Genomic DNA, 22827 nt, shown 5'->3' on the forward strand with positions numbered 1-22827 from the left:
CTTACTGTGAAGCCGGGCTGTAAGGCATCCGGTGGAGTGATCAGAAGCGAGAATGTTGACATGAGTAGCGACAAACAGGGTGAGAGACCCTGTCGCCGAAAGTCCAAGGGTTCCTGCTTAAAGCTAATCTGAGCAGGGTAAGCCGGCCCCTAAGGCGAGGCCGAAAGGCGTAGTCGATGGGAACCAGGTTAATATTCCTGGGCCAGGAGGAAGTGACGGATGTTTACTGTAGTTCGGTCTTATCGGATTGACCGGGCTGCTGCGATGTCCCTGGAAATAGCCCTCCACAAGACCGTACCCGAAACCGACACAGGTGGACTGGTAGAGTATACCAAGGCGCTTGAGAGAACCACATCAAAGGAACTCGGCAAAATGCTCCCGTAAGTTCGCGAGAAGGGAGCCCCGTCTGTAGGCAACTATGGGCGGGGGGCACAAACTAGGGGGTGGCGACTGTTTACTTAAAACACAGGGCTGTGCGAAGCCGTAAGGCGACGTATACAGTCTGACGCCTGCCCGGTGCTGGAAGGTTAAAAGGAGGGGTGCAAGCTCCGAATTGAAGCCCCAGTAAACGGCGGCCGTAACTATAACGGTCCTAAGGTAGCGAAATTCCTTGTCGGGTAAGTTCCGACCTGCACGAATGGCGTAACGATCTCCCCGCTGTCTCTGATGTGGACTCAGCGAAATTGAACTGTGTGTCAAGATGCACACTACCCGCGGTTAGACGGAAAGACCCCATGAACCTTTACTCTAGCTTTGCACTGGCATCAGGATTGTGATGTGCAGGATAGGTGGTAGGCTTTGAAGCGGGGACGCCAGTTCCCGTGGAGCCTCCCTTGAGATACCACCCTTCGCACTCTTGATGTCTAACCGCGGCCCGTTATCCGGGTCCGGGACCCTGCATGGTGGGGAGTTTGACTGGGGCGGTCGCCTCCCAAATCGTAACGGAGGCGCGCGATGGTTGGCTCAGAGCGGTCGGAAATCGCTCGTTGAGTGCAATGGCAGAAGCCAGCCTGACTGTGAGTCTGACAAGACGAACAGAGACGAAAGTCGGTCATAGTGATCCGGTGGTCCCAAGTGGGTGGGCCATCGCTCAACGGATAAAAGGTACTCTGGGGATAACAGGCTGATGATGCCCAAGAGTCCATATCGACGGCATCGTTTGGCACCTCGATGTCGGCTCATCTCATCCTGGGGCTGGAGCAGGTCCCAAGGGTATGGCTGTTCGCCATTTAAAGAGGTACGTGAGCTGGGTTTAGAACGTCGTGAGACAGTTCGGTCCCTATCTGCCGTGGGTGTAGGAGACTTGAGAAGAGTTGCCCCTAGTACGAGAGGACCGGGGTGAACGAACCACTGGTGGACCAGTTGTCGTGCCAACGGCAGTGCTGGGTAGCTATGTTCGGACAGGATAACCGCTGAAGGCATCTAAGCGGGAAGCCCCCTTCAAAACAAGGTCTCCCTTGAGAGCCGTGGAAGACGACCACGTCGATAGGCCGGAGGTGTAAGTGCAGTAATGCATTCAGCTGACCGGTACTAATTGCTCGATTGGCTTGATTTGATCCAGTAAAAGCCAGGTTTGGCTTAAGGATCGTCAAAGGCTCTTGGCTTGGACGATGATTGATTGTGTTTCTTTCTTGGTTTGGTGGTCATAGCGCGAGCAAAACACCCGATCCCATCCCGAACTCGGCCGTTAAGTGCCGCCGCGCCGATGGTACTGCGTCTCAAGACGTGGGAGAGTAGGTCACTGCCAAACCTAGTAAGAAACACCATATCTCTCTGTCGATGCGCCCCCGAAATTTTCTGTTCTGGGGCGACCCAATTGGCGCGGGGTGGAGCAGCCCGGTAGCTCGTCAGGCTCATAACCTGAAGGCCGCAGGTTCAAATCCTGCCCCCGCAACCAAAATCTTCCGCGTTTACAAACGCTTACACGCCGCCCTCCAGGGCGGCGTTTGCGTTTACACCCACCGTGGAAGCACTGTGGAAGCAAAGTTCCTCGTAAGCCTGCGCAATTTCTCTGAACCCTGACATCCCCAGATGTAATGGTGTGATGTCATTTCACGAAGAACTGTTGATAGTCCTAAAGCTGTCCGGCGATGATACGCCATCCGACACTATACCGTTCTCGGTAATTGATGAGATCCGAAGTGCTAACTCCCAAAGCTCTTTAGACTCAGCGAGGCAAGCCGACATCAGATCATAGGTCCGCACTCTCTGGCACCCCATTTTGTTCATCACCGGCGCCTTCATCTGCAGACAGCTGATCAAGCGCGCGAAGGATCAGCTCAGCGCTTTCGTTAAAGGTCGCGACTGACTTCTGAATGTCCGACACCATCTCTTCTCTTCGGGATAAGGCCTTGTCCGACCAACCAAAGAGGATCCGGGTCACCTGTATCTCTGCGCTTTCAACTCTTCCTAGCGCCGCCAAGGCTGCCTCCTCCTTCACCTCTGGATCCGCTGCCTGCGCAGCAATGTGCAATGCGGCATGGGTCAGTGGCTCAGCAACAGTTTGAAGATGCGAAGCTAGAGCGAGGCAGACTTCAGATTCTGACATTCCTTCTTCGACAGAGCGACGGCGTTGACCCATGAGGTGATCCAACAAATGTGCGTTCCGCGACCGCAGAAGGCGAGTCCATCCTGCCAGTATCCCCATTTGCGACAGTCTGCCTGGTGCTCCAGCACGGTGCTGCCAAAGCGCAAGAATCGCGTTTCGGCAGGCGTCTCGGGCCCTTTGCTTGTCGACATCGCTGGCGTGCTCCACCTGATGAATCAGTTCAGCTATGTCATGCGCCATCCAGCGCGCCAGAGTATCCGTAGAGCGCTCAGCTCCCAGTTCGGCGACCAGCTTCCGACCGAGCTTTAGAATGGCATCATCTCTTTTCTGATCCTCAATCACGCGATCAGCCGTATGCTGGTTCGTGTTCGGCTCTTCTTTCCGTCCCATCCGTCTCTCCCTGTTACATCATGAGCAACCACGACCTCCCGCAGTAGTGCCATGCCAGTCTTTGCACATAGGTCAGCTAGAAACTCACAGGAAGCCAAAAGCCGGTCGCCCCGATCACTCGCTTTGTCCCCGTATCGTTCTCCCGTTGACCATGTTTCGCGCCGCAACCAGTGCAACTCCTTGCCCTTTGCAGACCAGGTCTGAGCTATCGGCCTGTGTAGGCCGAAGCGCTCGGTGACCCAGCGCCGCGGCCGAAGTACCCCTAGTGGCACATCCCCAGCCCACGGATCGCGGGCATCGAAGTCACCTGTTGCCTCATATTCCGCGATCCAACCACGCAGCACATATCTTGGCGAGCCGATTTCGAACGAAGTGTCGTTGTCCGGGAGACGGTAGTCATGAGGACTGTGAGCCGTCTGAAGCGCTCGGAGAAGTGCCGGTGCAGTTTCGACCGATACAAGTGCAGTTGAGACACTGACAGTCCGGACTAACTGACCAGCATAAGCTGACCACTGACCCCAAACGCAGACGTTTCCGACTGATTCCACCAGACCGTCCAAATCCACCTCAGTGATTTGTGCTGGCCACTTATCTGCTGGGACGTCGACGGTCAGGCGGCACGAGATTGGCACGGGACAGCGTCGGTCGGCAGCCCATGTTGCACCATCTTCCGAAGACAATTTTTGGTAATCAAGAAAGTGTTCAGGACCGAAATAGTCATTGGCACTTTGGCCGGGGGTGTCGCCATCCAACAGTTGACCGCACAACACCATTGTCGCATGCCTCGAAAGGTACGCACTCCAGTCATCCCGATGGCCTGCATTCCGCCCACCGCGGTCATCTTGACGAAACATGCCGCGTGCACGCCTCGGATCCTCGAACAAGACCTTTCCGGCGCCGTCGGTTGCTAGAGTTCGCATGATAGGCTGGACCCGCTGATCCGCGTCGTCTTCACTTATCCGAAAGGCCGAAGAGAGCGGTCTCAGCACGGAGTCGCGACTGTCATAGTGATAGTACAGCCGCTCATCACTTTTCGGTTTTGGCAGAACCGCTTTCGGAAGGTCCGGGTTCGAACGGTCGGAGTTCATTGCGTCAAGGCGTTCAACTTCATCGTCTGTCTGCAAACAGATGCCAGCGCGGTGAAGACGTAGTGTAAGCCTTGCTGCTAGACCACGGAGGCGAGAATGCTTTTCCTCTGGTCTCGCCCAATGTTTCAGGAGGTCGGCAGCACATGCAACATGCTTTGGGTCATCGACTGCAACTCGATCGAGGGCGACCAAAAGCCATTCAACTGCGTGGAGATGATAGAACGGCAGATGCACATCTTGAAACGCGTAGGCCGCTCCGGTCATTGCTCTGTTGCAGATCGTTTGAATTACCGGCGTACGGTCCCAGCGAGCCAGGTTACGAACAACATGTGCCGCGCGCCAGCGCCTCCGAACTTCTGGCGAGCCCAACATGGACCATAGGTAATCAGCAAGAGCCTGCGACATACCGTCGGAAACAGATAGTGATTCTCGCCACGGGCCGTCTCCGTCATCTGGACGGAGCGCATCTTCCATCTCGTCCAGTGCGAATTTTAAGGCGGTACTACTTCCTACAGCCCCGCATGCAACAGCGGCAAGACTGGCTACGTGAAAGAGTTCCGCAGCACCACCAATTCGCTCCTCTTCCGCAATCGCCTTGAGCGCTTCGCGCGCGAGCACTGAATCCTCGACGCCGACGCGGTTGGAGATGCCGGTGAGAGTGGAGCTTCGAGACCACCACGCGGAGAACATGAGCCGATAGGGTGAACGCCTGACGACGAGCGATGCAAGACGGGCTAACCGTGGCGGAACTGCCAGGCGCGAACGCCAATGACGAGGGATCCGATCGAGCAGGGCGTCGAGGTCGTAAAGATCAAACTCTTGGATGTGCTCGAGTCCTGTCAGAAAGTTTGCCTCATGCCCCGCAAGAACGCGCTCCGGCAACGCTCGCCAAAGGTCTCGTCTGTAAAGCCCGTCTTGCGCCCGTAATCGGTCCAGTGTCTCGCGTAAGCCGTTGGGCGTGGTTATGTCGAGTCCAGCCAGTAGCGTATCCCAATCTGGTACGGCAGATGACGAGTCGCTGTTTCGTGAACTGTTTCGACTATCCGATTGCCGCGCTGACGCCTCAGCATCGTCAAGCCAAGGCCAATCGAAGCCATACCGATCGGCAATTACCCGGACATCTTGCCAAGTTGTTTCGGGCCAGTCTTCCACTGCCACGTAATGGGTCGCGATGTGTTCCACCGCAGTTCGTTCCGCACCTGCTATTAATCCAGCTTCCAGCGCGGTCGCGGCCCTTTCACCGTGCGCCGGAAACACGAGCATCGCGGTAGTACCTGAGAGGTGTCCGTCTGCAACGAGCGTGTGAAGAACCACCTGCAGTTGGTCGTCCGTGACACCGAAATCGCGGTCAGCCCAACGCGATAAGATCGCCAGGCAAGAGATCGGTGATAAGCGCGCAAGCGCGCAAGCCATGCGGTCCCACTCAAGATAGCTGGACTTCGCTAAGTTTTCATATGTGGGCTCGGCAAAGCGAGCGAGACGGTAGGCTAACTCTTGCTGTTCGACGGGCACCTTGCCTGCAACTTCGGCGATGGCAAGAAGAGCTCGCCAACGGTCCAGGTTTTCCTCACCGAGCCGCTCAGTGCTTTCAGCAGCGGCATCAAAGTAAGCGCGAGCTTCGAGTTCGCTGATGTGAAGCAGAGCGCGCGCAAGCGACAATTGCCCCTCAACCGTCATTTCCGCTGTGTCGCGCCAGCGATGCAGAGTTTCGCCCGCTCGAGCCGCCAATTCTAGTGCTAGGGCATGTTTCGCGGGATCGCTAGCCATGAGGCGAACTAGTGAGGTCACTGTCGTTGTTGAAGCTCGTTGCCCCTTTTGTGTGGGCGGCGGATACCAGTCATCCACACTACCCCAGCTCGAAGCGTCGGCACCGGGGATCAAGAGGCACTCGGCCTTGATCAACATGCGATCATCGAGCGTTGCGTCATGCTCATGAAAAATCTGTGCTTGAGCCTTGGATGACGCCAAAGATGTAGCGGCGATAGTTGCGGGCGCTTGGCTCGCACTTACGCGGCCGAGGATTATCTCGGCCCATAGCACGTACCATGGCACAAGGGGAGCGAGCCCACGTCGACGCTGACTATCCTCAGACGAAGTCTTTCGCTGCCCTTCCTTCCGATCACGAAGTCGGTCAATTGTAAGTTGGCGCCCATTCAGTGCGGCGCGGAGGGCGAACCCTTTTAGTAGCGAATCCCTACGTCCAGATGGGTCATGCCAATTTGAGTCAAGTTCGTGACCCGCGAGGGCGGGTAGATACCGGTTAAGCAGCTTAGTAATAGTTTTTCGAGCAATCGCATGTGTTCGCAGCGCCGCTGTAGAGATTGCGATGATCGCTTTCAACTCGGTGCGTTCATGCTCATATCGGCCAAGCTTTTCAATCAAAACGCGACGGTCAGCGATCATGCGGAATAGGCGACGCACTGTTGGAGCGTTCGGAACTAAACCAACCTTTTCCAGCTCGAGTGTTCCGGCAAGCCCCAGGAAGATGTCGTTTCCTGCCGCATCCATCAAAGCTTGCAGCTCTTCGAAACGCCCTGCATCTGCAAGGCGAGAACACACGACGCGCCCAACACTGAACGACACTTTGCGTGGCCGCCAACTGCGCAGAAAACTTGCGCACGATGCAGTTCCTCGCAATTCGAGACGGGCCCAAGCTAGGGCGACAATCTCTTCGTCGAGATCAACGCCACTGCCGCCACGTTCGTCATCGCCCCGAACACGGAAATGGTGATCCAACCACGCCAATGCGGTGCCTAGACGAGCATTCGCATCCCCATGAAAGCGCTTGTAGCCCGCGAAAAGAGCAGCCTGATGCGCGTTGCCAGAGCCTGGCCATCCCCCTCCGCCTATCTTTCGGGTGGCAATGAGTTCAGCAGTCTTCTCAGCTGCCAGGAAGCGTGCTGCGAGGTCAGGGTTTCGCGAAAGCAGGCTGCGCTGTCGTTCTTCCGCGGCCTCTGCGTTAGCCGTCTTGAAGGCGAGCTTTGCAGCATCGACGTAGCGTTCGTTCCGCAGCGCAGCTTGCGTGGCAGCGCGTAAGCGCATCAGTCTCACGTCGCGGCGGCCAAGCTCGTCGGTATCGGGCAGACTGCTGTCGGAAAGCACCAGATCTATCAGTTCATCGACTCGTCCAGTCTCTAAAAGAAGCTGAGGAACAGCCGCTGCTGCATAGGAACTTTTCGCGGCTTGTGGCTGTAGGCGCCTGAGTACTTTCTCTACCGCATCATCATCAGAGCGGAATCGTTTCCGAAACCAAGTCTCCGTGGGCTCGTCTGCGAATTGAACTGCGCCATCATTGATGACAAGAGCACGCCCCAGTTCGCTGGCAAGACTGATGACGAACGAGTGCTCGACCTCTGCAACTTTCGCAACTACCTCGAGAGGGACGAACGGTCGCAGAACGGCGAGAGCTGTACAGATGCCGTCGATAGATTTCTTGTCAACTGGTCTCACACCATCTCGCGCTTTCGCCACCGCCTCATCCAGCAGCGCCTCGATCGCGCCCTCAACGGTTAGCGGCTCAGGCCCAAGGCGATCAATCATCTTGCTGAGATCGTCAGAGTTCTCAAATGCTCGATGCTGCAGCCGCGGGTTTGCGGAGGTAAGTCTGTGGAACGCTTGTGCAGTAGCCAATGAAGCGGATGGGTGTCGGCTACGCAGATGGGCGGCCGACTCTGCCTCGTCAAATGGTGGCAAGACCAAACATGGGATGTCGGGTGGTGGATTAAGAAGGCCACGACGTTCCGGCCGTGTAGTCAGGATTATGTGCGCACCTTTAGGCCAACTCATCCTCAATAGCCAGCGTGCGAAACTCCCGGATTCCCCGTATTCTAATGCTGCCATTTCTGCGTTATCTGCAGCGTCAATCACGATGAGAAGAACAGCTTCGTCCTTTGCCGAAACCGAGAGAGCTGCTTGCTGAATACGGGCTAGGAAGGCACTTGCATACTGTTCATCGGGTGCTCGACTCGACGGGATAAGAGGATCACATAGCCCCTGGAATGCTAACTCATTGATAATCTGTACGAATGCCTTCCGGGGTTGATCGCGCCGCATCGTCGGATCGCGGTAGCTTCCGTTACCAAAACAATCGTAAACCACACAGACGCTTGACAGGGGAAGAAGCTGTGACAACTGCATCGCCGCTACGGACTTGCCTACACCTCCCTCTGCCTCGAGGATGACGGGCTTGTCATGCCGCAGTGCTTCCGACAACAGTGTTTCTAGAACTGGACGCCTAATTTCATTGCTCGGCCTCTCAAGCTTGGACTGTGCCGGGAGAAGCGAATGTTCGTCGCAATCCATCAGACGAAGAACATCGAACCGCGTGATCTTTAGATCTGCAGCATTTGGTTTTGCGGCTTTGTCAGCGATCATTTCCACGAGGCGTGTTGGGACGTCTCGGTCAGTTTCAGGCAGGTACGCAGCCGCATCATGACCAAGCCCGCTGCGCTCTCCGTCGAGCGACTGCGTTTTGGGTAACAAGCGAACGCGCGCTGCAAAATCGCTAAGATCGTCGTCTTTCAGCGGTAACGAAGCCCTAAGATAATTGCTCGTTTTCGAACGGCGGCCGTCCTTAAGCTCCTCTATTGCAGCTATTACTTCCGACGCGATGGGGCGGTTAGTTTCAAATTCAAAGATGAAGCGCACTGGCGTTGTCGAGGATTTCTCGGCCGCTTGAGTGCTGGCAAACCGGGACGCATAGCCCCTTAGCGTGTTCACTAAATCGCTAGCAGTCATAGGCTTGTCGACGGCGGTAAGCGAGTGCTTGAACTGCCTGTATGCGATCCGGCAACTGCCGCCAGATTCGGTGTAGTATAGTGCGAGGTCGATAACGTCTTCGCCTCCCGACGCCGGATCGTCGAGAGCTGGTCCTTCAACCGCCACGCTCCTTAAGTCTGCGTTGGGCGCCAGCATCGTCAAACAAAGCCGAGCTGTCCGGACATAATGATAGCGATCACCGGCACGGCTGGGCGCTTGATGATTATCGATGGTATGCTTCTCGAAAGCTGCGGTTTCCTGAACGTTGCTCACTTCCACACCATTATGTGGGCCACCGCTATTCTCTGACGTTTTCTTTCGACCCACGCTCTTCGCCCAATTCCTTCAATGTTCGCATACTATGTCGCGGCAAGAGCATACGCGACAGATTTAGATGACCTTCTTCAGCCTCTATGTCATCACCATCCTCAGATCTCCCGCGCGAACCATCGGATGCGGCCGATGATGCGGATCTCGTCGGCAGTGCGCTCGTAGGCGGGGTAGAGCGGGTTGTCCGAGATCACCCGGACGGCTGGCGGGTCGCTGTTGGGGATGTGCTCGAGGCGCTTGGCGACCAGGCCCATGCCGTCGTCGAGAACGAAGATGCCGGGCGGGCTGGGGAACTGGCGCGTCATGTCGACCAGCACTGCATCCCCGTCGTGTAGCGTGGGGACCATGCTGTCGCCTTCGACATGCATGATCCGGAGCTGTGACGGGCTGGCCTTCAGCTTGTGGCGGATCCACGACTGGCGGAAGTGGTAGGCGCGGCCGGGCGTGTCGCCATCCTCGGTCACCACCGCACCGCCGCCCATGGCGGGGCGAGGCGTGGCATGCGCGATCGCCACGAAGGTATCTTCGGGGGTCTCGGTGAAGGGGGAAGGGCCCTCGATCTCACCGATGCCGTGGATCAGCCATTCCCGGTCGACCTTCAGCACGCGGGCGACGTCTGCCAGCCGGTCGATGCTGGGGCGCGAGGATCGTCCGCGCAGGATGTCATAGACGAAGGATCGGTTGACCCCGGCCATCTCGGCGACGTGGGCCGGCGCGAGGCCGAGCTGGTCCGAGCGGGCCCGCAGACGGTCGGCCAGAGTGTGAGTTTCGGTCATCTTCTCCCCAAGGGGCTGTGGATAGAGTTGGATATGACAGGATTGAATTGGGATCGTCAAGCAGCTAGAACAAAAGCCAAACAGATTGCATGGGAATCGGGGGCCCGGATGGAGATTGAGAAGGCGTATTTCACCCTGCCGGAAGTCCTCGCTCGCTGGTCGATGCCCGAGGTCGATCTGGTCTATCTGGCCGAGAACGACCAGCTGCGGCTGTCGGTCCGCATCCTGAACCTGCCCATTGAGTTTGGCGACTACGAGGAAACCAACGATGGCCGCTGCTACTCAATCCCCACGGAGCGATCCTTGTTCAATGGGCTGCTGGACCTGCACGTCCAGGACGTCTTCCAGCTTTTTCGCAAGGGTGAGGTCAGCATCACCCGCTTCCGGACCGCAAAGGCGGACTACGCCTGTTTCTACGGCTCGCGCGAGAGCCTGACGATTCGCAAGCCGGATTTGATGTTAAGGCGCGAAGAACGCGATCGTTTCGAGGCGGCGACCGGATTTGGCGGCGCCTCGGGCATGAAGCCAGCAGGCGCCTTCCACGCCTCTGCCGACTATCAGAGCGTCCGCTGCCATGGCCGCGAGTTCCGGCTGGGGCCGATCCGGGCGCAGGTCGTGCGGATCCTGCATGCGGCGGCCAAGCGGGGCGATCCGTGGCAGAGCGGCAAGGCGGTGCTCTCCCAGGCTGGGTCGCGCAGCCTCAAGATGGCGGACGTCTTCAAGTCCAAGAAGGACTGGCCGCTGCTCATCGAGTCGAACGGCCGTGGGGCCTATCGCATCGCTGGCCTCTGAGTCGGACCCTCCGCGCGTCCCTATTTTCTCACCGTTGTGGGATGCGCCAGGGGATGGAGGGGGATGGCGATCCCACCGTCATACGTTTCACCCCATGATTGAAACGGTCCGGCTGATCCCCCGCCGTATCCCACTCTGATCCCGACGACATCCCCGCATCGCGCCGTGCATCTTCCTCCCAACGACACACCGGGAGAGGACGATGCAAACGAGAACCTGCCTGAACCAGACCGAACTTGCCGCGCGCTGGAGCATTTCGGCGCGCACCCTTGAACGCTGGCGCTGGACCGGCGAGGGCCCGGCTTTCCTGAAGATCGGGGGCCGTGCGGTCTACCGGCTCGAGGATGTGCTGGCCTATGAACAGGCCCGCCAGCGGCGCAGCACTGCGGATCGGGGCGCGGCATGATGGCCCGGCACTCCACCATCCGCGCCACCGGCGTCGTGTCGATCTTCGGCGCGGGCGGACCGGCGCTCGACGAGGTCGCGCTTTCGGCTTGGATCGCGCAGGCCGCACCCGGAGAGACGCTCGTCTACCACCGCGGCTTTCTCGCGGTCGATGCGACCTCCGTCATCTCGAAGCTGCCTGCTGAACAGCAGCGCACCTTGCGCATGGTGGCCTCGGCTGCGCTGCGCGCCGCCGAGCAGGGCCTTGTCCACCTCGTGCAGGCCCGGATCGGCCCCGACCAGTTTGCCTACATCGCCATCGCGCGGGCCAAGCCGCGCCAGGCCGGTCCTGCCCTTTCCATGCGCCTCCTCGAGGCCGCCTGACCCTATCCCCCATCACGGAGACCCCCATGACGTTCCCGCAGAACACCCCCAGCATCGATCAGCTGATCAACCTGCCCGCTGGCGAGATCGCCCAGCTTCCCGTCGAGCTTCTGGCCGCCCTGCAGCGCGAGATTGATGCTGCCGCCAAGCAGATGAAAGCTGTGACCGCGAGGTTTTCCACCGCGCTCGAGGTTCGCTACGCCGCCCGCGCCGCCGAGGCCCGCCGCGCCTGCGGCAAGGACACCGGCACCGTGCGCCTTGTCGATGGCGATTTTACCGTGGTCGCCGATCTGCCGAAGCGGGTCGAATGGGACCAGGCCAAGCTGGCGGCGATGGTCGAGCGCATCCGCGCCGCAGGCGAAGATCCGGCCGAATACGTCGAGATCAGCTTCAAGGTGCCTGAGCGCGCCTATTCCGCCTGGCCCGAGGCGATCCGACAGGGCTTCGAGCCCGCCCGCACCGTCAAGACCGGCACGCTCAAGATCGATCTCCTCCCGCAGGAGGATCGCGTGTGAGCCTGCCCATCATCACCGCCGACCAGCGGCTTGCCGAGCCGCGCGGCATCAAGGGCTGCATCTTCGGCAAGTCCGGCATCGGCAAGACCAGCCTTCTCTGGACGCTCGACCCCGCCCGCACGCTGTTCATGGATCTCGAGGCGGGCGATCTGGCAATCGAGGGCTGGCCGGGCGACAGCATCCGACCGCGCACATGGGCGGAATGCCGGGATTTCGCGGTGTTCATCGGCGGGCCGAACCTGGCGCTGCGTGATGAACAGCCCTACAGCCCAGCACATCATGCCGCCGTCTGCCAGAAGTTCGGCGATCCGGCCGCGCTCGACCGCTACGACACGATCTTCGTCGACTCGATCACCGTGGCCGGGCGGCTCTGCTTTCAGTGGTGCAAGGGTCAGCCCGAGGCGGTGTCGGAAAAGACCGGCAAGCCTGAGTCCGCGGCGCCTACGGGTTGCACGGGCGCGAAATGATCGCCTGGCTGACCCACCTCCAGCACACCCGGGGTCGCAACGTCTGGTTCGTCGGGATCCTCGACGAGAAGTTCGACGACTTCAACCGGCGCATCTTCCAGCCGCAGATCGACGGCTCGAAGACCGGCCTCGAGCTGCCGGGGATCGTCGACGAGGTGATCACCATGGCCGAGTTGAAGGCCGATGGTGGGGATCCCTACCGCGCCTTCGTCTGCCACACCATCAACCCCTGGGGTTTCCCGGCCAAGGACCGTTCCGGTCGCCTCGGCCCGGTGGAAGAGCCGCATCTTGGCCGCCTGATGGAGAAGATCCGCGCCCCCGGCACGCCTGCGCCAAGGCGCCTGACCTTCACGCCGCCCGCTGAAGGCGCGGCTGATCACCCCCATACGCAATCCTGATCCGCAGAGGAGACACCCCATGGGTTCCTGGAACGACTTCAACGACGCGCAGTCCAACACCAACCTCATCCCCAAGGGCACGCTGGCCAAGGTCCGCCTGACGATCCGCCCCGGCGGTTTCGACGACGCGTCGCAGGGCTCGACCGGGGGCTATGCCACCCGCGGCTCGACCGGCGCCGTGTACCTGAACGGCGAGTTCACGGTGACCGAAGGCCAATATGCCCGGCGCAAGATCTTCACCCTGATCGGCCTCTACAGCCCGAAGGGACCGGACTGGGCAAACATGGGCCGCAGCATGATCCGCGGAATGCTGAACTCGGCGCGCGGGATTTCCGACAAGGATCAGTCCGCGCAAGCGCAGGCGGCGCGGCGGATCAACGGGCTCGGTGATCTGGACGGGATCGAGTTCCTCGCCCGGATCGATGTCAGCACCGATGCCACCGGTGATGACAAGAACGAAATCCGCAGCGCCGTAACGCCGGACCATCGGGACTATGCCCAGCACATGGGGCCGGCGGCGCAACCGGGCTATCACCCGCCCGCTCAACCCGCGGCGCAGCAGCCGGTCCAGCAGCAACCCGCGTCGCCGGTGGCAGGTCAAATGTCACACTTTCCCGCACAGTTCATCGAATATTGACCCGTATCAAGGCGCTCGCGCCTCGTCCGGTGGTTGGATTGCCCGATCATCCGACGGAGGGAGAGAGATGAACGATCAGACAGCAAGCGGAATCGATGCACCTGTGCCACAAGCGCAGAAGCCCGCAGGACCGCGGAAGTTCCCCACCCCCGACCGCGATCAGGTGCGGCTCGCTTTCGAAAGCGGCGCCTATCCTTACCACGACCGGCTCGGGGCGCGCGCCTATGAGGCAGAGAAGGCGAAGCTTCAGGCCGAACTTCTGAAAGTCCAGCTCTGGGCTCAGGAGACAGGGCAGAAGTTCGTCATCCTGATGGAGGGCCGTGATGCCGCCGGAAAGGGCGGCACGATCAAGCGCTTCATGGAGCATCTGAACCCGCGCTATGCCCGCGTGGTGGCGCTGACCAAGCCGTCCGACGTGGAAAAGGGCCAGTGGTTCTTCCAGCGCTATATCGAACATCTGCCGACGGCGGGCGAAATCGTGTTCTTCGACCGCAGCTGGTACAATAGAGCGGGCGTGGAGCGGGTGATGGGCTTCTGCACGCCGTCGGAATATCTGGAATTCATGCGCGAGGCGCCGGAGCTGGAACGGATGTTCGTCCGCTCGGGCATCAGGCTTTACAAATACTGGTTCTCGGTCACCCGCGACGAACAGCGCCGCCGGTTCACCGCGCGCGAGACCGATCCATTGAAGCGCTGGAAGCTGAGCCCGATTGACAAGGCCTCGCTCGACAAATGGGATGACTATACCGAGGCGAAGGAGGCGATGTTCTTCTACACCGACACGGCGGACGCGCCCTGGACGATCGTGAAGTCGGACGACAAGAAGCGCGCGCGGCTGAATGCCATGCGGCATTTCCTGACCGCGCTCGACTATCCCGGAAAGGATGCCTCGATCATCGATGCGCCCGATCCGCTGATCGTCGGGCGCGCCGCCCAGGTGCTGGCCGGGAACGGCGATATCATCGAAAAGGCAACGCATCCGCGCACGCGGCGCAAGGCGAACGGCGCCCCTGCACCGGGCTGAGAGCGGCAGCCTCTGGACCTTCCCTCATCCCGGGTCTAAGGCTCGGGGATGAGGGAACGCCTCACATATGCGGCGCAGTCACGGGCGCTTCTGGTGCTGGGCCTGCCGATCATCGGCAGCCATCTGGCGCAGATGCTTCTGCATGTCACCGACACCGTGCTCCTTGGCTGGTACGGCGTCGAAGAGCTGGCCGCCGTGGTCCTTGGCACGTCCACCTTCTTCGTCCTTTTCATCCTTGGCGCCGGTTTCGGCATCGCGGTGATGGGAATGATCGCCTCGGCCTTGGGTCGCGGGGACGAGACTCAGGTCCGCCGCGATACGCGCATGGGACTCTGGCTGTCGCTTCTCTTCAGCCTCTTCACCTTGCCGGTCTTCTGGTATTCCGGCCCGATCCTGCTGCGATTCGGGCAAGAGCCGCACATCGCCGATCTGGCGCAGGATTTCCTCAGGATCGCGGGCTTAGGCATGGGCCCGGCGCTCGTCATCATGGTGCTGAAGAGCTATCTCGCGGCGCTCGAAAAGACCAAGGTCCAGCTCTGGGTGACGCTGACCGGCGTCCTGTTCAATTTCTGTGTCGCCTGGGCGCTGATCTTCGGCCACTGGGGCATGCCGGAGCTGGGCGTGCGCGGCGCGGCGATCGCCTCGCTTCTGACCCAGAGCTTCGGCGCGATCCTTCTGGCTCTTTATGCCGCGCTGGAGCCGTCCAGCCGCCGGTTCCGCCTGTTCCAGCGCTTCTGGCGGCCGGACTGGGTGGCCTTTCTCCGCGTCCTCAGGCTTGGCGTGCCGGTCGGCCTGACCGGCCTGGCCGAAAGCTGCCTGTTCGTGGCGGCCTCGGTGATGATGGGCTGGATCGGGACGGTGGAACTGGCCGCGCACGGGATTGCGATGGAGGTCACGGCGCTTGCCTTCATGGTCCATCTTGGCCTGTCGAATGCGGCGACGGTGCGCGTGGGCCGGGCCGAGGGCGAGGGCGATCCGCAATCGATGCGTGACAGCGCCCTGACCGCGACCGTTCTTTCGGCGGGCTTCGCCCTCCTGACGATCACGCTTTTCCTCGCTGCTCCGGAATGGCTGGTCGGCCTCTTCCTCGACGAAAGCAAGGCGGAGGCGGGGGCGATTCTTGTCTTTGGCGCGAAACTTCTGGCGATGGCGGCGCTGTTCCAGCTGTTCGATGCGATGCAGGTGATGGGGCTCGGCTTCCTGCGCGGGGTGCAGGACACGCGCGCGCCGATGCTGATCGCGGCCCTGTCCTATTGGGTGATCGGCGTTCCCGCGAGCTATCTTATCGCCTTCCCGGGCGGGTACGGCGGCACCGGCCTGTGGTTCGGGCTTGCGGTCGGTCTTGCGGTCGCGGCGGTGCTGCTGATGGCGCGGTTCTGGCGCGGGCCCTGGTGGCTGCGCCTCGGCGCTTCAACTGCGGTCGGCCTTGCGGCGGACAAGGACGCTGCGCAGATCATGCATGGCGAGTAAGAGCGCGTCAGTGATCTGATCGAGCTCTTCGTCGCTGGCCTTGGACTGCGCCCAATGGGCGGTCTGGTTCAGGTGATCGACCGTGCGCAGGATATCGTCGATATCGCGCCGCGCCAGCACCGCCTGGCGGTCCGCCATCCAGGCGCGGATCGCCGACAGATCCTCTTGAGAAAGCGTGCGGTCACCCTGTGGGCGGATCTCGCCATTGCGGATATTGACGACAGCGATCTGCTCCATATCCAGCCGCCGGTGACGGTTCTCCGCATCGATGCGGAAGACCGCGGCGCCGTTCTCGCGCGTCCTGAAGAAGTAATCCGGCAATTCCGACATGAGCCCGCCCTTCCGGCGCCGACATTAGAAAGCGCCGCGGCGTCTGTCAAAGCCCGTTCAGCGCAGGCGGGCGACGATATAACGCCGGGGCGGCCCTTTGGGGAAATCGCCGGATTCGACGATCTCCAATCCCTGCCGCCTGACCGCCGCTTCAAGCCAGCGCGTCGAGAAGAACGAAACCTTGGGCGCCTTGCCGAAAAGCCGCATGAGCGCGACCGCAGGCCGCATCGCCCGGTAGGCGCCCTGCAGGCAGGCAGTCTTCGAGATGAAGAGGCCGCCGGGTTTCAGAAGGCCGCGTACCCGGCCGATCGCCGCCTCGGGATCGTGAAGCAGGTGGAGGAGGTTGAACGCCAGAACCGCGTCGAAAGGGCCAGGGGGCAGGGGGCCACCCTCCAGGCTCGCCTCTTCGAGGCTGATGTTCGTCAGGCCCGCCTCCTCCACCTTCTTCCGGCCGATGGAGATCATGGCCGCCGAATAGTCCGTCGCCGTGATATGGCCGACGACCGGAGCAATCAGAAGCGCCGTACTTGCCGTGCCGCATCCCAGTTCCAGCACACGGTCCGTGAGTGAGAGGTAGGATTTCGTGCGGGCCAGAGTGTATTCGTAGGCACTCGGGTCCTTGATCGGACCGGCCGCGTATTTCGCGGCGGTCCGGTCCCAGAATGCGGCGTCGGTTGTCATGGGTGCCTCCTGGGCGCGACCCTAGGGTGCGATATTGACGAAAGAAATTGCATAAATTTCTTCACCCATTATGCATCAGCGCATGGATTGGAACAGCGTTTCATTCGACTGGAATCAGGTCCGCGCCTTTTTGGCGACGGTCGAGACAGGGTCTTTCTCCGCCGCCGCCCGGGCGCTCGGCCTTGCGCAGCCGACGCTCGGCCGTCAGGTCGCGGGGCTCGAGGCCGACCTTGGCGTCACGCTTTTCGAACGGCTGGGCAAGAGCCTGATCCTGACAGAGGCGGGGCAGGAACTTCTGGGCGCGGTGCGCGAGATGGGGGCGGCGGCGGGACGGATTTCGCTGACCGCGGCCGGGCAGAGCCAGGCGATCGAAGGGTTGGTGCGGATCAGCGTGGGCGACGCGCTGGCGACGTGCCTTCTGCCGCCGATCCTCGCGCGGCTGGGCGACATCGCGCCGGGGGTCGTCATCGAGCTGATCGTCTCGAACGAGCTGAGCGACCTGCGCCGTCGCGAGGCCGATATCGCCGTGCGCCATGTGCGCCCGACCGAACCCGAACTGATCGCGCGCTTCATCCGGGACAGCCGCGCCCGGCTTTATGCTGCGCCCTCCTATCTTGCGCGCCATGGTCGGCCGACCTCGGGCGCCGAGCTGAAGGGCGCGCTTGTCATCGGCTTTGAGCGCGGCGAGCGGATGCTTGAGATCCTGCGCGCCCATGGGCTGGCGGTGGAACAGGAGAATTTCCGCCATTACACCAACAATACGGTCGTGGGGTGGGAGATGGTCCGCCAGGGGCTGGGGATAGGGATCATGATGGAGGAGGTCGCGGCAGCCACGAAGGGCGTCGAACTGGTCCTGCCCGGGTTTACGCCGATCCCGGTGCCGATCTGGCTGACCACGCACCGCGAACTCAGGACCAGCCGGAGGATCCGGCTGGTCTATGACTTCCTTGCCGAGGAGCTTGGCCGGATCAACACCTGACAGAGCCTCGTCGAAGCCCTTCGGGCACTCCTCGGGTGGGGCGCCCCGACGAGAAGCGAAGCGCCCGAGGAGGCCTTAGCGCAGGCCCGCGCAGAACGACTGGATACGGCGGCAGGCTTCCTCCAGTGCCTCGTCCGAGGTGGCGTAGCTCACCCTGAAATTGGGCGACAGGCCGAAGGCCGCGCCGAAGACGACCGCCACACCGGTCTCTTCCAAGAGCGCCGTGGCGAAGGCCTCGTCATCCACGATCCTCGTTCCACCGGCCGAGGTCTTGCCGATGCAGCCGGAAATATCGGGATATACGTAGAAGGCGCCTTCGGGGCGCGGGCAGGTGATGCCCTTGGCCTGATTGAGCATTGACACCACCAGATCGCGCCGCCGCTGGAACAGTTCCCGGTTCGGGCCAAGGAAATCCTGCGGACCCTCCAGCGCCTCGACCGCCGCATATTGCGCCACCGAGGACGGGTTCGAGGTCGATTGCGACTGGATGGTGCCCATCGCCTTGATCAGATGCGCGGGCCCTGCGGCATAGCCGATCCGCCAGCCCGTCATCGCATAGGCCTTGGATACGCCGTTGCAGGTCAGCGTCCGGTCATAAAGGCCCGGCTCGACCTCGGCCGGGGTCGCGAATTTGAAGTCGTCGAAGACGAGATGCTCGTACATGTCGTCCGACATCACCCAGACATGCGGATGGCGCATCAGCACGTCGGTCAGCCCCTTCACCTCGGCCGCCGTATATCCCGCGCCTGTCGGGTTCGAGGGCGAGTTGAAGACGAACCATTTGGTCTTCGGCGTGATCGCCGCCTCAAGCTGCGCGGGCGTCAGCTTGAAATTCGTCGCGGCCGATGTCGCCACGGTCACCGGCGTGCCCCCCGCCAGAAGCACCATGTCGGGATAGGAAACCCAGTAGGGCGCCGGGATGATCACCTCGTCGCCCGGGTTCAGCGTCGCCATCAGCGCGTTATAGAGCGTCTGCTTGCCGCCGGTTCCGACCGTGACCTGGTTCGGCTGGTAATCCAGCCCGTTCTCGCGCTTGAACTTCCGGCAGATCGCCGCCTTCAGTTCGGGAATGCCGTCGACGGCCGTATATTTCGTCTTGCCCGCGTCGATCGCGCGCTTGGCCGCGTCCTTGATATTCTGCGGCGTGTCGAAATCCGGCTCGCCTGCGCTCAGGGCAATGATGTCCTTGCCCTCGGCCTTCAGTTGCGCCGCCTTGGTCGAGATTGCGATCGAGGGCGAGGGTTTCACGCGGGCGAGCGTGTCGGAAAGAAAGGCCATTGGGCGCTCCGGTTTGAACAATCCGGGATGATGTCTTAGGGTGCCCCTTCGACGCACACAAGCCAAAGGAGAAAGAATATGGCCGCGGCAACGGCACCGACCGGGGACGGATGGTTCACCGACGAGATTGCGACGCTGGGCGACAGGCTTGCCGCAGCGCGCGAGGGGCAGGGCATGAGCGAGGCCGAGGTGGCCCAGAGGCTCGGCGTGCGCACCAAGACCGTCCGCCAGTGGGAGGCAGACGCATCCGAACCGCGCGCCAACCGGTTGCAGATGCTTGCAGGCCTGTTGGGCGTCAGCCTGCGCTGGCTGATGACCGGCGAGGGCGAGGGCGTGGCGCCCGAACCGGCACGCCCCGGCGCCGAGGCGCTGGCGCTGATCGAGGAACTGCGCGCCGTGCGCGGCGGCATGGACAGGCTGAGCGGCCGGATCGAGCGGATCGAGGAAAGGTTGCGCAAGCTTGGTCAGGAGGCCGCATGAGCGATGAGCAGGCCGCCGACCGGCTGAAGCGTCTGCATATGCGCAGCTGGCGGCGGGGTACGAAGGAGATGGACCTGATCCTCGGGCCCTATGCCGATGCGCATCTGGCGGCGATGGGGCCAGAGGCGCTCGACCTCTACGAGGCGCTTCTGGGAGAGAACGATCAGGACCTTTACCCCTGGATCACCGGCGGGGCCGCTTCCCCGGCGCGCTTCGCGACCCTTCTGGCCGAGATCGGCGCCTTTGCCCGATCGCGTCACGGCACCACGACAGGCTGACCCGCGCAGCGGGTCGGAAGGCTTTAACTGAAATTTGGCGTTTTTTGCTCACTCTGTGCCGGACACGTAGTGGTACGGAGCGAGTAGATGACGATGCAGGCCCCCCTTCAAGACCTGTCGCGACCCGGGTTCCTTCAGGGCTATATCGAGACGCTTGGTCTGGTCGAGCGGTTGCACCGGCTGCTTCTGGATGTGATCAAGGACGAGTTCGAACGGACCGCGGAGGCCGAGATAAACGCGGTGCAGGCGCTTCTTCTTTTCAATGTCGGCGCCAACGAAGTCACCGCAGGGGAGCTGAAGTCGCGCGGCTACTATCAGGGCTCGAACGTTTCCTACAACCTGAAGAAGCTGGTCGAGCTTGGCTATATGCACCACGAGCGGTCCGAGGTCGACCGCCGGTCGGTTCGCGTGCGGTTGACCGAACGGGGCGAGGCGGTGCGCGACCGGGTCGCCGATCTCTTTCGCCGCCATGCCGAAGGGATGGCGGGGCGCGGAATCCTCGGGCTGGAGGGGCTCGAGGACATGAATGCGCTTCTGAAACGGATGGAGCGATACTGGGGCGACCAGATTCGCTACATCTACTAAAGAGACCTGCCGCGCTGGCGGAACGCGCTGTCTATGTCGGGTCGAAAGCCCGTGGCCTGCCCCCTGATTTTCCTTGCTCGGAATGTAAGTCTGGTTTGGGTGTGGCTCCCACGCTGACCGGTTGAGTTACTCCCGCCGCAAGAGCCGGTCGAGGCTCGGGTGCGCGGTGGTGGTGGCTTCAGTCGCCGCACCTTGCCGCGATCAGTCGGTTGGCGTGGCGCCGCGCCGATGGCGGCCCCGCGAACGATGCCCGCTCCGACGGGACGCGCGACCAGTCCCGCCGCTGCAAATCCAGTCGCCAGCAGCGTCACGGCGGCAGCGCTTTGCAACAGGATTGCAAGGCAACGGCCTGTGAAGGACAGGGCGGATGCGCCCGCCGCTGTGCGCAAAAGCGCGCCCGCAGGATCGGCCGAAGGCGCGTTCTGCGTCGGCCCGCGCCATCCGGTCCGCTTAGACCAGCAGGAAGACGGCACCGAGAGCGTGAAACAGGAACGAAAGTGTCGCCACCTCTTCTTCCCTGCGTCGCCGGGCTGTTCACTTGGCCCGCCTCACTTTCTGTCCGAAAATACTCCCGCCGGAGGCTCCCTTCGGCGCCGCGCGCTCAACCTGGCCAGGGCAGCGAATAGGTCTTCACATTGGTGAAGAACTTCATGGCCTCGGTCACGCCTTCCTTGACGCCGTTGCCACTGTCCTTGATGCCGCCGAAGGGCGAGGTCTCGATGCGGTAGCCGGGCTGTTCCCAGATGTTCACCGTGCCGACGTTCAGCCCCTCGATATAGGCCTGCATGCGGCGGAAGTCGTTGGTGCAGACGCCCGATGACAGGCCGAACTCGGTGGAGTTGGAAATCCGCATGACCTCGGCATCGTCGTCGGGCACGCGGACAATGGGGATGACCGGCCCGAAGGTTTCCTCCATCACCAGTTCACTGTCATGGGGCACGTGATCGACCACGATGGGCGGCAAAAGCGCCCCCTTGCGGCCGGGATCGTAGAGGACCTTCGCCCCCTGATCGGCCGCCATGTAGACGCGCTTTTCAAAGAGTTCCGCCGCCTGCGCGTGGATCACGCAGCCAAGCTCCGTCGTCGGGTCCATCGGATCGCCGAAGCGGATCCTCTTCGCCTTCTCCAGCACCATGGGCACGAAGCGGTCGGCGACGCTTTCCTGCACCAGGATGCGCTTGACGGCGGTGCAGCGCTGGCCGCTATTGCCGGTGGCGCCCGCGACTGCAATCGTCGCCGCCTTCTCAAGATCGGCATCGTCGAGATCGTTCAGCACGATCAGGGGATCGTTGCCCCCGAGTTCCAGCGCCTGGCGCTTGTAGACGGCCTTGGCGGCGATCATCTTGCCCACCGGCACCCCGCCGGTGAAGGTGATGATGTCGATGTTCGGATCGGTGATCATCGCCTCGCCGATATCGGCGGGCAGGCCCGTCACCACCTGGAACATCTCGGGCGGCAATCCGGCCTCATAGAGGATGTCGGCCAGCGCCAGCGCCGTGAGCGGCGTCAGTTCGGTCGGCTTCACCACCATGCAATTGTTGGTGGCGACCGACGGGGCGATCTTGTGGCTGACCATGTTCAGAGGATGGTTGAAGGGCGTGATCGCGCTGATCGCGCGGACCGGCTCGCGCTTGGTGTAGATCTTCCGGTCCTTGCCGTTGTGGGTCAGGTCGCAGGAAAAGATCTGCCCGTCGTCCTGCAACGCCTGCGCGGCGGCGAAAGTGTAGACGTCCTGCGCGCGCCTGGTTTCATAGACCGCATGCTGCCAGCAGATGCCAAGTTCCAGCACCAGCCATCTGGCCAGATAATCCCGCCGCTCGCCGATCAGCTCGCCCGCGCGCTTCAGGATCTGGCTGCGCTCGTACCGCGTGAGCTTGGACCGATATCCGGCAGCAATCTCGAAAGCCCGGCGGGCATGTTCGGCACTGCCCGCCGGCACCGTCCCCACCACTTGGTCCGTGTAGGGATAGCGGACCTCGATCACCTTGTCGGTGAAGACCTTCTCGCCGCCGATGCGCATGCCCTCGTGTCTGATCTCGATCACGGCACCTGTTGTCTTGTCCATGGCCTCGCGCCCCCTCGATTCGGTATCGCCCGTCGTTTTCTGTGCCGTCGCGCCCCGGACCTGATCCGGGGCCTCTTTCACCACGAGGTCCCGGATCAAGTCCGGGACGGGTGGCTCACTCTCAAAGCGCCGCCGCCGTGCAGGCGTAGAGAAAGGCGTCGAAGTTCCTGAGTTCCGGCGCGGAGGGCAG

General features: G+C 61.6%; 18 protein-coding genes, 1 tRNA gene, 2 rRNA genes and 1 pseudogene (1 of these 22 cut by a window edge). 15 read left to right on the forward strand and 7 right to left on the reverse strand.

The window, feature by feature from the left end:
• The 3 genes from P0645_RS17155 to P0645_RS17165 all read left to right on the forward strand — a co-directional run.
• Positions 1 to 1555 (forward strand): 23S ribosomal RNA (locus P0645_RS17155); it begins 1279 nt to the left of the window's first position.
• Positions 1556 to 1635: 80 nt separating this feature from the next.
• A 5S ribosomal RNA gene (gene rrf / locus P0645_RS17160) occupies positions 1636 to 1750 on the forward strand.
• Positions 1751 to 1820: 70 nt separating this feature from the next.
• Positions 1821 to 1897, forward strand: a tRNA-Met gene (locus tag P0645_RS17165).
• A 294-nt stretch (positions 1898 to 2191) separates the two neighbouring features.
• Here P0645_RS17165 and P0645_RS17170 read toward each other — a convergent pair.
• The 3 genes from P0645_RS17170 to P0645_RS17180 all read right to left on the reverse strand — a co-directional run bounded on the left by P0645_RS17170 (position 2192) and on the right by P0645_RS17180 (position 9890).
• On the reverse strand, positions 2192 to 2938 hold the full coding sequence (locus P0645_RS17170; protein ID WP_284165779.1) for a hypothetical protein: 747 nt from the start codon (positions 2936 to 2938) through the stop codon (positions 2192 to 2194).
• Complete coding sequence (locus P0645_RS17175) at positions 2887 to 9057, reverse strand: P-loop NTPase family protein (protein ID WP_284165780.1); 6171 nt, start codon at positions 9055 to 9057, stop codon at positions 2887 to 2889. The genes P0645_RS17170 and P0645_RS17175 overlap by 52 nt, the downstream gene beginning before the upstream one ends.
• 155 nt (positions 9058 to 9212) lie before the next feature.
• Positions 9213 to 9890 (reverse strand): LexA family transcriptional regulator, encoded by a 678-nt coding sequence (locus tag P0645_RS17180; protein WP_284165781.1) that lies wholly within the window; start codon positions 9888 to 9890, stop codon positions 9213 to 9215.
• A gap of 108 nt (positions 9891 to 9998) precedes the next feature.
• Here P0645_RS17180 and P0645_RS17185 point away from each other — a divergent pair, with 108 nt between their 5' ends.
• The 8 genes and pseudogenes from P0645_RS17185 to P0645_RS17225 all read left to right on the forward strand — a co-directional run bounded on the left by P0645_RS17185 (position 9999) and on the right by P0645_RS17225 (position 15961).
• Entirely contained in the window at positions 9999 to 10682 is a 684-nt protein-coding gene (locus P0645_RS17185; protein ID WP_284165782.1) for a hypothetical protein, read from the forward strand.
• Between the two features lie 202 nt (positions 10683 to 10884).
• Positions 10885 to 11088 carry a helix-turn-helix transcriptional regulator gene (locus tag P0645_RS17190; protein WP_284165783.1) on the forward strand — a complete coding sequence of 68 codons (204 nt, stop codon included), beginning with the start codon at positions 10885 to 10887 and terminating at the stop codon, positions 11086 to 11088.
• The gene (locus P0645_RS17195; protein ID WP_284165784.1) at positions 11085 to 11450 is read left to right on the forward strand and encodes a hypothetical protein; all 366 of its coding nucleotides are present in this window, start codon (positions 11085 to 11087) and stop codon (positions 11448 to 11450) included. The genes P0645_RS17190 and P0645_RS17195 overlap by 4 nt, the downstream gene beginning before the upstream one ends.
• Positions 11451 to 11476: 26 nt before the next feature.
• Positions 11477 to 11965, forward strand: coding sequence for a hypothetical protein (locus P0645_RS17200; RefSeq protein ID WP_284165785.1), 489 nt, complete (start codon positions 11477 to 11479; stop codon positions 11963 to 11965).
• Positions 11962 to 12830 (forward strand): annotated as a pseudogene (locus tag P0645_RS19325) (ATP-binding protein). The gene P0645_RS17200 and the pseudogene P0645_RS19325 overlap by 4 nt, the downstream one beginning before the upstream one ends.
• 19 nt (positions 12831 to 12849) lie before the next feature.
• The gene (locus tag P0645_RS17215) at positions 12850 to 13467 is read left to right on the forward strand and encodes a hypothetical protein (protein ID WP_284165788.1); all 618 of its coding nucleotides are present in this window, start codon (positions 12850 to 12852) and stop codon (positions 13465 to 13467) included.
• A gap of 67 nt (positions 13468 to 13534) precedes the next feature.
• Positions 13535 to 14491, forward strand: coding sequence for a polyphosphate kinase 2 (gene ppk2, locus P0645_RS17220; protein WP_284165789.1), 957 nt, complete (start codon positions 13535 to 13537; stop codon positions 14489 to 14491).
• Between the two features lie 48 nt (positions 14492 to 14539).
• Positions 14540 to 15961, forward strand: a complete 1422-nt coding sequence (locus P0645_RS17225; protein ID WP_284165790.1) for an MATE family efflux transporter — start codon at positions 14540 to 14542, stop codon at positions 15959 to 15961.
• Here the strand turns inward: P0645_RS17225 and P0645_RS17230 are convergent.
• Both P0645_RS17230 and P0645_RS17235 read right to left on the reverse strand, forming a co-directional pair.
• Entirely contained in the window at positions 15902 to 16291 is a 390-nt protein-coding gene (locus P0645_RS17230) for a hypothetical protein (protein WP_284165791.1), read from the reverse strand. The genes P0645_RS17225 and P0645_RS17230 overlap by 60 nt on opposite strands.
• Positions 16292 to 16348: 57 nt before the next feature.
• Complete coding sequence (locus P0645_RS17235) at positions 16349 to 16972, reverse strand: methyltransferase domain-containing protein (protein WP_284165792.1); 624 nt, start codon at positions 16970 to 16972, stop codon at positions 16349 to 16351.
• Between the two features lie 82 nt (positions 16973 to 17054).
• On the opposite strand from P0645_RS17235, the gene P0645_RS17240 reads away from it, so the two are divergent.
• Entirely contained in the window at positions 17055 to 17951 is an 897-nt protein-coding gene (locus P0645_RS17240) for a LysR family transcriptional regulator (RefSeq protein WP_284165793.1), read from the forward strand.
• Between the two features lie 75 nt (positions 17952 to 18026).
• Here P0645_RS17240 and P0645_RS17245 read toward each other — a convergent pair whose 3' ends face one another.
• Positions 18027 to 19229, reverse strand: a complete 1203-nt coding sequence (locus P0645_RS17245; protein WP_284165794.1) for a pyridoxal phosphate-dependent aminotransferase — start codon at positions 19227 to 19229, stop codon at positions 18027 to 18029.
• 78 nt (positions 19230 to 19307) lie between these two features.
• On the opposite strand from P0645_RS17245, the gene P0645_RS17250 reads away from it, so the two are divergent.
• The 3 genes from P0645_RS17250 (at position 19308) to P0645_RS17260 (ending at position 20572) form a co-directional block, all read left to right on the forward strand.
• Positions 19308 to 19709: a helix-turn-helix domain-containing protein gene (locus P0645_RS17250; RefSeq protein WP_284165795.1), complete on the forward strand. Its 402-nt coding sequence runs from the start codon at positions 19308 to 19310 to the stop codon at positions 19707 to 19709.
• Complete coding sequence (locus P0645_RS17255) at positions 19706 to 19987, forward strand: FAD assembly factor SdhE (RefSeq protein WP_284165796.1); 282 nt, start codon at positions 19706 to 19708, stop codon at positions 19985 to 19987. The genes P0645_RS17250 and P0645_RS17255 overlap by 4 nt, the downstream gene beginning before the upstream one ends.
• 87 nt (positions 19988 to 20074) lie before the next feature.
• Positions 20075 to 20572 carry a MarR family winged helix-turn-helix transcriptional regulator gene (locus P0645_RS17260; RefSeq protein WP_284165797.1) on the forward strand — a complete coding sequence of 166 codons (498 nt, stop codon included), beginning with the start codon at positions 20075 to 20077 and terminating at the stop codon, positions 20570 to 20572.
• 601 nt (positions 20573 to 21173) lie between these two features.
• On the opposite strand, the gene phnY is transcribed toward P0645_RS17260, so the two are convergent.
• On the reverse strand, positions 21174 to 22637 hold the full coding sequence (gene phnY / locus P0645_RS17265; protein WP_284165798.1) for a phosphonoacetaldehyde dehydrogenase: 1464 nt from the start codon (positions 22635 to 22637) through the stop codon (positions 21174 to 21176).
• Positions 22638 to 22827: the final 190 nt, after the last annotated feature.

The sequence above is a fragment of the Frigidibacter sp. SD6-1 genome (assembly GCF_030143255.1).
Lineage (GTDB): Bacteria > Pseudomonadota > Alphaproteobacteria > Rhodobacterales > Rhodobacteraceae > TMP-24.